Below are 10,003 nucleotides of genomic sequence, written 5' to 3' on the forward strand. Positions count from 1 at the left end.
TCAGAGCGCCTGTCCGCCTGCCTCCGTCGCCGTGAGCGCCGCCTGCGCGGCGGCGAGGCGGGCGATCGGCACCCGCGGTCCGGAGCAGGATACATAGGACAGCCCCACCCGGTGGCAGAAGCGGATTGATTGCGGATGGCCGCCGTGCTCGCCGCAGATGCCGATCTTCATGCCTGGTCGGGCTACCCGACCCCAGTTCACGGCCAGTTCCATAAGCCGGCCGACCCCCTTCTCGTCCAGGACCTCGAACGGGTTGTCCTGCAGGATGTGGCTCTGGTTATACATGGGAAGGAACTTGTTCTCGGCGTCTTCGCGCGAGAAGGAGAAGGTGGCCTGGGTGAGGTCGTTGGTACCGAACGAGAAGAACTCGGCCTCCTCCGCCAGGTTCTCTGCCCGCATGCAGGCACGCACCACCTCCAGCATTGAGCCGAACTTGAAGGAGAGCGTGACGCCGCTTGTCTTCTCGACGTCGGCCTGGATGGCCTCGACCCATGACTTCACCTTCTTGAGTTCCTGGGCCGTGCACACCTGCGGCACCATGATTTCCGGATGCACCTCGATGCCCGCCTTCTGGCACTCCGCCGCAGCTTCCAGGATGCCGCGAATCTGCATCGAATAGATCTCGGGATAGGTCAGGCCCAGGCGCACGCCGCGGTGGCCGAGCATCGGGTTGACCTCGAACAGGGCGCGCACCTTCTTGAGCATGGCCTCCTTTTTCTGGATCGCTTCATCGACCAGGGCGGGGTCGGCCTGCAGCGGCACTTCCGGATGGGTGTCGCGGGTCCGGTACATGAAGTCGACGGCGTCGTGCAGGACCTGCATCCCGAGCACGGTGTCGCGCAGATGGCGCAGGCGGTCGAGTTCCTCGACCAACTGGTTCTCGGAGGGCAGGAATTCGTGGATCGGCGGGTCGAGCAGGCGCACGGTCACCGGCCGCGGCGACATCACCTTGAAGATGCCGACGAAGTCCTCGCGCTGGATGGGCAACAGCTTGTTGAGCGCGGCCTGGCGATCGGCCGGCGTCTCGGCGACAATCATCTCGACGACGATGGGCAGCCGTTCGACCGCGTTGAACATCCGTTCCGTACGGCACAGGCCGATACCCATGGCGCCAAACTTCAGCGCCCGCTCGGCGTCGCGTGGCGTGTCGGCGTTGGCCATCACCTTCAGCATGGCGGTCTCGTCGGCCCAGGACAGGAGCGTGGCAAGCTCGTCCGAGAAATCGGCCTCGATCATCGCCACCTCGCCGACGTAGACGTGGCCCGTGGTACCGTCGATGGTGATGACGGCGCCCTCGCCGAACACCTGGTCGCCAACCACGGCCTGGCGGGTGTGGACGTCGACATGGATGCCCTCGGCGCCGGCCACGCAGGGCTTGCCCATGCCGCGCGCGACCACGGCGGCGTGCGAGGTCTTGCCGCCCCGGCTGGTCAGGATGCCTTGGGAGGCGAAGAAGCCGTGGATGTCTTCCGGCTTGGTCTCTTCACGCACCAGGATCACCTTCTCGCCGGCCCGACCCATCTTCTCGGCCCGGTCGGCGTCGAACACGGCGATACCGGAGGCCGCGCCCGGCGAGGCGGGTAGGCCGCGTGCCACGGGCTTGCCGCCGGCCTTGGGGTCCAGGCGCGGGAACAGCAACTGCTCGAGCATCTCGGGCTGGATGCGCAACAGCCCCTGGCGCTTGTCGATCAGGCCTTCCTGGACCATTTCCACCGAGGTGCGCACCAGCGCGGTGGCGTTCATCTTGCCGTTGCGGGTCTGCAGGCAGTAGAGGACGCCCTTCTCGATCGTGTATTCGTAGTCCTGGACTTCCCTGTAGTGGGCTTCGAGGCGGTTGCGCAGCTCGACCAGCTGGCGGTACAGCTCGGGCATCTCGCGTTCCATCTCGGCCACCGGCTTGGGCGTGCGGATGCCGGCCACGACGTCCTCGCCCTGGGCGTTGACCAGATACTCGCCGAACATGACGTTCTCGCCGGTGCCGGGGTCGCGGGTGAAGCCGACGCCGGTGGCGGAGTCGTCGCCCATGTTGCCGAACACCATGGCGACGACGTTGACCGCCGTGCCGTTGGCCATCTCCGAGGTGATCTTGAACTCGCGCCGGTAGTCCACGGCGCGCTTGCCCAGCCAGGAGTTGAACACCGCCTTGATGGCGATGGTGAGCTGCTCGTAGGGATCGGCCGGGAACGGCTTGCCGGTGACCCGTTCGACCACCTTGAGGAAGCGGTCGGCGATGTCGGCCAGGTGCGCGGCGGACAGGCCCACGTCATGCTTGACCCCGGCGTCGGCCTTGACGGCGTCGAATTCGGCATCGAACTCCTCGTCCGGCACGCCCAGGGCCACCTTGCCGAACAACTGGATGAAGCGCCGGTAGGCGTCGTAGCCGAAGCGCTCGTTGCCGGTCTGTGCGATCAGGCCCTGCAGGGTGTCCTGGTTGAGACCCAGGTTCAGGATGGTATCCATCATGCCCGGCATGGACATGGCCGAGCCGGAGCGCACCGAAACCAGGAGCGGATTGGCGCGGCCGCCAAAGGTCTTGCCGGTCTTTTCCTCGACTGCGGCCATGTGCAGGCGCACCTGGTCCAGGACACCGTCGGGCAGCCGCCGCTCGGGATCTTCCAGGCAGGCCAGGCAGGCCTCCGTGGTGATCACGAAACCGGGCGGCACGTTCAGGCCGATCTGGGTCATCTCGCACAGGTTGGCGCCCTTGCCGCCGAGTAATTTCTTGTTTTTCCCGTCGCCTTCCGAGAAGGCGTAGATCCATTTCTGGCTCATTGTCACTCCTTATCGATCACCAAAATTGGCCCACCAGAGCAGGCCCATGACTGTCTTGCCCTCGTTGATGCGGCCGTCCCTCACCATTTCGAGGGCGGCCACGAAAGGCACGCGCAGTATTTCCAGAAATTCGTCGTGGTCGAGCTTGTCGCCCTCGTGGCGCAGGGTGCGCGCCAGGAAGAACACCAGGCGCTCGTCCGAGTAGCCGATGCAGGGATATTGGGTGTTGATGTAGCGCCAGGTCTCGGCGACGTAGCCGGTCTCCTCGAGCAACTCGCGCTGGGCGCAGGCCAACTCCGTCTCGCCCGGGTCGAATTTGCCGGCCGGCAGTTCCAGGAAGTCGCGCCGTAGCGGGTAGCGGTGCTGGCGCTCGAGCAGGATGTCGCCGTTGTCGAAGATCGGCAGGATCACGGCCGCACCGGGGTGCACCAGGTATTCCCGGGTTGATTCGCTGCCGTCGGGCAGGCGGACGCGGTCGAGCTTGGCGTGCAGCAGACGCCCCTGGTAGACGGTGGTGGAGTCCAGGGTGTGTTCGGTGAGGTCCGCGGGCATGGCAGGGGGCGTCGCTAAAAATAACAGTATAGCCGTGGCTGACGGCGCCCCGGTTACGGCGTTAGCATGTCGCTTGCGCCCGCGCGCCGACCCGGGGGAGGGCCGGTCCGGGACATTCACTGTCAAGGAGAATTCTATGCCCGATACCAAGATCCTGCTGGAAGAGCGCGACATCCCCACCCATTGGTACAACGTGGTCGCGGACATGCCCAACAAGCCGGCGCCGCCGCTCGGGCCGGATGGCCAGCCGGTGGGCCCGGACAAGCTGTTGGCCATCTTCCCGATGTCCCTGCTCGAACAGGAAATGTCGGGCGAGCGCTGGATTCCGATTCCCGAACCGGTGCGCGAGGCCTATCGCATGTGGCGGCCGAGTCCGCTGTTCCGAGCCCACCGCCTGGAGCGCATGCTGGGGACGCCGGCCAAGATCTACTACAAGCACGAGGGGGTGTCGCCGGCGGGTTCGCACAAGCCCAATACCGCCATCCCGCAGGCCTATTACAACAAGGAGGCGGGCATCAAGCGCATCGCCACCGAGACCGGCGCCGGCCAGTGGGGATCCTCGATGGCCCTGGCCGGGAAGATGTTCGGCTTGGACGTCCGCGTCTACATGGTCAAGGTCAGCTACGACCAGAAGCCCTTCCGCCGTTCCATGATGCATACCTGGGGCGCCGAGGTGTATGCCAGTCCGACCGACATGACCCAGGCCGGCCGCAACGTCCTGGCCCAGGACCCGAATTCGCCCGGCAGCCTGGGCGTCGCCATCTCGGAGGCGGTCGAGGAAGCGGCCTCGCGTCCCGATACCAACTACGCCCTGGGCTCGGTGCTCAACCACGTCTGCCTGCACCAGACCATCATCGGCCAGGAGGCCAAGAAGCAGTTCGAGAAGGTCGGCGACTACCCCGACATGGTGTTCGCCGCTTGCGGTGGCGGTTCCAATTTCGCCGGCGCCGCATTCCCGTTCTTCGCCGACAAGGCGGCCGGCGAGAAGCGGGCGCAGAATATCCGCCTGGTTGCCGTCGAGCCGACCTCCTGCCCGACCTTGACCAAGGGCGTGTTCACCTACGACTACGGCGATGCCTCCGGCTACACCCCGCTGATGCTCATGTACACGCTCGGCCACGACTTCATGCCGCCCGGCATCCATGCCGGGGGCCTGCGTTACCACGGCGATTCGACCCTGGTTTCGCATCTGCTGCATGACGGCCTGATCGAGGCCATCGCGGTTCCGCAGCTGGCCACCTTCGAGGCCGGGGTGCAGTTCGCCCAGGCCGAGGGCATCATCGCGGCGCCGGAATCCTGCCACGCCATCCGCGCCTGCATCGACGAAGCGCTGCGCTGCAAGGCGACCGGCGAGCCGAAGACGCTGTTCTTCAACCTGTCCGGCCACGGCCATTTCGACATGGCCTCGTACGACAAGTACTTCGCCGGCGAACTGGAGGATTACGTGTATCCGGAAGAGGCCATCCACGCCGCACTGGAGCACCTGCCCAAGTTCGGCTGAGCGACGGGCCAAGCAAAAAGGCCGCACCCGAGGGTGCGGCCTTTTGCTTGTGGCGCGTCCGTGAGGATTACTGGATGCGCAGTTCCACGCGACGGTTTTCGGCACGACCGGCAGCCGTCTTGTTGTCGGCGATCGGCTCGCTCTCGCCATAGCCCTTGGAGGTCAGGTTGGCGGCATCGACGCCGTGGCTGACGAAGTAATCCATCACGGCCTTGGCCCGGCGGTCGGACAGCTTCAGGTTGTAGGCATCGCTGCTGTTGCTGTCGGTGTGGCCGGCCACTTCCACCTTCATGGTCGGGTAGCGCTTCATGGTCGTCACGGCGTCGTCCAGGATCGGGAAGGCGTCGGTACGCAGCTTGGCGGAGTCGTTGTCGAAGTTGACGCCCTTCAGCACGATGGTGTTGAGCAGGGTGCAACCCTTGTTGTCGACCTTGTCGCCGGCCGGGGTGTTCGGGCACTGGTCGAGGCCGTCGACGACGCCGTCGCCGTCGCTGTCGAGTTCGCAGCCCTTGGCATCGACCTTGCGGCCGGCCGGGGTGTTCGGGCACTGGTCGAGGCCGTCGACGACGCCGTCGCCGTCGCTGTCGAGCTCACAGCCGCGGGTATCGACCTTGCGGCCGGCCGGGGTGTCGGGGCACTTGTCGAGGCCGTCGACGACGCCGTCGCCGTCGCTGTCGAGTTCACAGCCCTTGGCGTCGACCTTGCGGCCGGCCGGGGTGTTCGGGCACTGGTCCTTGTCGTCGGTGACGCCATCCTTGTCGCTGTCGACCGGAGCGGCCGGGGCGGCGGCGACCGGAGCGGGCGCAGCCGGGGCCGGGGCGGCAGCGGGGGTCATGATCTTGCAGGCGGCGTCCAGCAGTTGCTTGCCCGGGCAGCCGATGGTGCGGTACAGCTCGTAGTCCGTGGTGTACTTGGTCGGGCTGGCGGCATTGCTCGGATCATAGTAAGGGCCGGCGGCCTGGGCGCCGGTCATGCCGGCGGCAAGCAGGGCAGCGGTCAAAGCGGTGTACAAGGGCAGGTGCATAGCGATCTCCAATCAGTAGTCACTTTTTCAGGGCGTCGCGGATTTCCCGCAACAGGGTTATGTCTTCCGGCGTCGGCGTCGGCGTCGGCGTCGGCGGCGGTTCCGCGGGGGCGGCCGGTTCGTCATGCTTGAGACGATTGATGGCCTTCACCGCCATGAAGATGACGAAGGCGATGATGGCGAAATCGATCAGGGTGTTCAGGAAGGTGCCGTACTTGATGATCGGCGCGCCGGCTTTTTCCGCCGCCTCCAGGGTCTCGTAGCTGCCGCCGCTGAGGTCGAAGTATAGACTCTTGAAGTTGACGCCACCGAGGATGTAGCCGATCGGCGGCATGACCACGTCCTGGACCAGGGAGCTGACGATCTTGCCGAACGCGCCGCCGATGATGACACCGACCGCCATGTCGATCACGTTGCCGCGCACGGCGAATTGTTTGAATTCCTGGATGATGCTCATGTCTGCGGCTCCTCTCTCGTCACGGTCGGTGCGGCCCGCACATGTTAGTACGGTGCCCGGCCGCCCCGCCTGGTAATAAGCAACCAAGGACGGCCGAAATATTCGTACAGCGGTCAGTCGCCGCTTTGGCCGCGCACGTCGACCTGGCGGCCAGCCGCGAAGTCGAGCATGCGCGAGATGGAACGGACGGCCCGGGCGCCGATGGCCGGGTCGACATGGATCTCGTTGGTGCCGCTCTCCAGGACGTCGAGCAGGTTGCGCAGGCCGTTCATCGCCATCCACGGGCAATGCGCGCAGGACACGCAGGTGGCGCCGCGCCCGCCGGTCGGGGCCTCGAGCAGGAGCTTGCCGGGCGCGACCTCGTGCATCCGGTGGAAGATGCCGTTGTCCGTGGCGACGATGCAGGTCGGATTGGCCAGGTCGCGCACGGCGTTGATCAGTTGCGTGGTGGAGCCGACCACGTCGGCCAGGGCGATCACCTCCGCGGGCGACTCCGGATGCACCAGCACGGCGGCTTCCGGATGTTCCCGCTTGAGTTCCCGGATGCCGTCGGCCTTGAAACGTTCGTGTACCACGCAGGACCCCTGCCAGAGCACCATGTCGGCACCCGTGGTGCGCTGCACGTAGTCACCCAGGTAACGGTCGGGCGCCCAGAGTATCTTCTCGCCCCGCTCGGCCAGGTGGCGCACCACCGGCACGGCGATGCTCGACGTCACCATCCAGTCGGCGCGTGCCTTCACCGCGGCGGAGGTGTTGGCGTACACCACCACGGTGCGGTCCGGATGCTGGTCGCAGAAGGCGGCGAAATCGTCGGCCGGGCAGGACAGGTCGAGCGAGCATTCGGCACGCAGGTCCGGCATCAGGACGCGTTTTTCGGGGTTCAGTATCTTGGCCGTCTCGCCCATGAAGCGGACGCCGGCGACCAGCAGGGTCTTGGCCGAGGCGGCGTGGCCGAAGCGGGCCATCTCGAGCGAGTCGGCGACGCAGCCGCCGGTCTCAACGGCGAGGTTCTGGAGGTCCGCGGCCGTGTAGTAGTGGGCGAGCAGGATGGCGTCCTGTTCGCGCATCCGCTGCCAGATGCGCGCCTTGAGGTCGGCCCGTTCGGCGTCCGACAGGGACTCCTCGATAACGGGCGGGACGTCGGCGACGGGGCGGGCGGCGATCGGGCGGCTGGTCATGGCGGTCAGGCGGGTTGGTCCTTCATGGCCCGCCAGGCCATGAGCAGATAGTGCGACATGGACCACAGGGTCAGGAAGGCGGCGATGTCGAGCAGCCAGCGGCCCAGCCATTGGCAGTCCAGGCCGAGCAGCGGGTCGTGGAAAAGCAGGAGCAGCAGGGAGATCATCTGGGCGGTGGTCTTCAGCTTGCCGATGAAGGAGACGGCCACGCTGCCCGACTTGCCCTCCTTGGCCATCCACTCGCGCAAGGCCGAGATGGCGATCTCGCGGCCGACGATGATCAGCGAGGCGGCGATGCCGGCCCGGTCGAGGTCGACCAGGACGATCAGGGCCGCGGCCACCATCAGCTTGTCGGCGACGGGGTCCAGGAAGGCGCCGAAGGCCGAGGTCTGGTTGAGCCGGCGCGCCAGGTAGCCGTCCAGCCAGTCGGTCACCGAGGCGAGCGCGAACAGCCCGGTCGCGATGAGGTTGATCAGGTGCCCGGGCAGCCAGCCGTCAGGCAGGTAGAACACCGCGACGAAAAGCGGGATCAGCAGGATGCGCAGCCAGGTCAGTGAGTTGGGCAGGTTGGAGAACATGCGCGGGATCTACGAAGGATGGCGTCAGTGTAATGCCCGATACAACTTTTCCGCCAGTTCCCGGCTGATCCCCTCGACCTGGGCCAGTTCCTCGATCCCGGCCGACTGCACGCCGCGCAGGCCGCCGAAGGTCTGCAACAGGCGCTGGCGCCGCTTCGGGCCGATGCCCGAGATCTCTTCCAGGCTCGAGGCGGTGCGTTTCTTGGCCCGCTTGGCGCGATGGCCCGTGATCGCGAAGCGGTGCGCCTCGTCGCGCACCTCCTGGATCAGGTGCAGGGCCGGATGGTCGGCGGGCAGGCGCAGGGGCTCCTTCTCGTCCGGCAGGATGAGCTGCTCCAGGCCGGGCTTGCGCTCCTCGCCCTTGGCGACGCCGAGCAGGGCGACGCGGTCGATGCCCAGTTCGCCGAGCACGTCGAGGGCGACGTTGAGCTGGCCGCGGCCGCCGTCGATCAGGAGCAGGTCGGGCAACTTGCCCTCGCCCTCGGCCAGGCGGGCGTAACGCCGGCCCAGGGCCTCGCGCATGGCGTAGTAGTCGTCGCCCGGGGTCGGGGTGTCGATGTTGAAGCGGCGATACTCGGCCGCACGCATGCCGCCCTGGTCGTAGACCACGCAGGACACGACGGTCGCCTCGCCCATGGTGTGGCTGACGTCGAAACACTCGATGCGCTGGATATCGGTCTCGCCGAGTGCCTCGTTGAGGGCGGCCAGGCGCTGCTCCTGGTCGGCGCGCCGGCCCTCGCGGGCGATCAGGGCCAGCTCGGCATTGTGTTCGGCCATGCGCAGCCAGTTGCGCCGCTCGCCGATCGGGTTGTCGGCCACCTGGACCTTGTAGCCGGCCTCTTCGGACAGGCATTCCGCCATGCCATCGACCTCGGTGCCGGTCACCACCAGGGCCGGTGCCGCGCGGCCGGCGTAGTGCTGGGACAGGAAGGCTTCGAGGACCTGGCCCGGCTCCGCCTCCTCGGCATTGCTCGGGAAGAAGGCCTTGCCGCCCAGGTTGCGTCCGGCCCGCACCATCATCAGGTAGACGCAGGCCCGGCCGGCCTTGAGGGCCAGGCCGACGACGTCGGCGTCGCGGCTGCCGCGGCTCTCGACGAACTGCTTCTCGCGTACCCGGGCCAAGGCCTGGACCTGGTCGCGGTAGAGCGCCGCCTGTTCGAACCGCAGCTCGGCGGCGGCGGCCTCCATCTTGGCCATCAGGTCGGCCATCAGCTCGTCGTCCTTGCCGGTCAGGAACAGGGTCGCGTGCTCAACGTCGCGGGCGTATCCGGCGGCCGACGCCAGGCCCACGCAGGGCGCGCTGCAACGCTTGATCTGGTGCAGCAGGCAGGGCCGCGAGCGGTTCGCGAAGACGCTGTCCTCGCAGGTGCGCAGGCGGAACACCTTCTGCAGGATGTGCAGGCTCTCGCGCACGGCGTAGGCGTTCGGGAACGGCCCGAAGGCGCGGTCGCGCTTGTCCGGCGTGCCGCGGAAATAGGCCAGGCGGGGATAGTCGTGGCCGGTCAGCAACAGCCAGGGGTAGGACTTGTCGTCCCGGAACAGGATGTTGTACTTGGGGTTGAGGCCCTTGATCAGGTTGTTCTCGAGCAGCAGGGCCTCGGATTCCGAACGCGTCGCGGTGATCTGGATGTCGCGTATCTGCTGCACCATCAGGCGGATGCGCGGCGACTGGTCGGACTTCTGGAAGTAGCTGGAGACCCGCTTCTTCAAGTTGCGCGCCTTGCCGACGTAGAGCACCTCGCCCGCCTCGCCCAGCATCCGGTAGACGCCGGGCAGGTTGGGCAGGCTGGCGAGGACGGGGCCGGGCTCGAAGGCCGGCGCGGCAGCGCTCATGGCGGGACGGTGCCGGCCGACCGGCGCCGGCTCAGCGCAGCACCCAGGTGCCCGGTTCGCGCTGGCAGGCGCTCTTGCGGGCGCGCCGGCCGTCGACGACCAGTTCGA

8 protein-coding genes are annotated in these 10,003 nt (G+C 67.0%); 1 reads left to right on the forward strand and 7 read right to left on the reverse strand.

Annotation, left to right across the window (positions count from 1 at the left end; translation table 11 throughout):
* Both ppdK and EZJ19_RS00565 read right to left on the reverse strand, forming a co-directional pair.
* A complete protein-coding gene (gene ppdK / locus EZJ19_RS00560) occupies positions 1 to 2,772 on the reverse strand; it encodes a pyruvate, phosphate dikinase (protein ID WP_131444354.1) in 2,772 nt (923 codons plus the stop codon).
* A 9-nt stretch (positions 2,773 to 2,781) separates the two neighbouring features.
* Positions 2,782 to 3,324: an NUDIX domain-containing protein gene (locus EZJ19_RS00565; RefSeq protein ID WP_131444355.1), complete on the reverse strand. Its 543-nt coding sequence runs from the start codon at positions 3,322 to 3,324 to the stop codon at positions 2,782 to 2,784.
* A 136-nt stretch (positions 3,325 to 3,460) separates the two neighbouring features.
* Between EZJ19_RS00565 and EZJ19_RS00570 the strand changes: the two genes are divergently transcribed.
* A complete protein-coding gene (locus tag EZJ19_RS00570) occupies positions 3,461 to 4,825 on the forward strand; it encodes a TrpB-like pyridoxal phosphate-dependent enzyme (RefSeq protein WP_131444356.1) in 1,365 nt (454 codons plus the stop codon).
* Between the two features lie 67 nt (positions 4,826 to 4,892).
* Here the strand turns inward: EZJ19_RS00570 and EZJ19_RS00575 are convergent, their stop codons facing one another.
* The 5 genes from EZJ19_RS00575 to uvrC form a co-directional block, all read right to left on the reverse strand.
* Entirely contained in the window at positions 4,893 to 5,849 is a 957-nt protein-coding gene (locus tag EZJ19_RS00575) for an OmpA family protein (RefSeq protein ID WP_131444357.1), read from the reverse strand.
* Positions 5,850 to 5,868: 19 nt separating this feature from the next.
* Complete coding sequence (gene mscL, locus EZJ19_RS00580) at positions 5,869 to 6,306, reverse strand: large conductance mechanosensitive channel protein MscL (protein ID WP_131444358.1); 438 nt, start codon at positions 6,304 to 6,306, stop codon at positions 5,869 to 5,871.
* 113 nt (positions 6,307 to 6,419) lie between these two features.
* The gene (nadA, locus tag EZJ19_RS00585) at positions 6,420 to 7,484 is read right to left on the reverse strand and encodes a quinolinate synthase NadA (RefSeq protein ID WP_131444359.1); all 1,065 of its coding nucleotides are present in this window, start codon (positions 7,482 to 7,484) and stop codon (positions 6,420 to 6,422) included.
* A gap of 5 nt (positions 7,485 to 7,489) precedes the next feature.
* The gene (pgsA, locus tag EZJ19_RS00590) at positions 7,490 to 8,062 is read right to left on the reverse strand and encodes a CDP-diacylglycerol--glycerol-3-phosphate 3-phosphatidyltransferase (RefSeq protein ID WP_131444360.1); all 573 of its coding nucleotides are present in this window, start codon (positions 8,060 to 8,062) and stop codon (positions 7,490 to 7,492) included.
* A 24-nt stretch (positions 8,063 to 8,086) separates the two neighbouring features.
* The gene (gene uvrC / locus EZJ19_RS00595; RefSeq protein WP_131444361.1) at positions 8,087 to 9,895 is read right to left on the reverse strand and encodes an excinuclease ABC subunit UvrC; all 1,809 of its coding nucleotides are present in this window, start codon (positions 9,893 to 9,895) and stop codon (positions 8,087 to 8,089) included.
* Positions 9,896 to 10,003 lie beyond the last annotated feature (108 nt).

The sequence above is a fragment of the Parasulfuritortus cantonensis genome, assembly GCF_004337445.1.
Taxonomy (GTDB): Bacteria; Pseudomonadota; Gammaproteobacteria; order Burkholderiales; family Thiobacillaceae; genus Parasulfuritortus; species Parasulfuritortus cantonensis.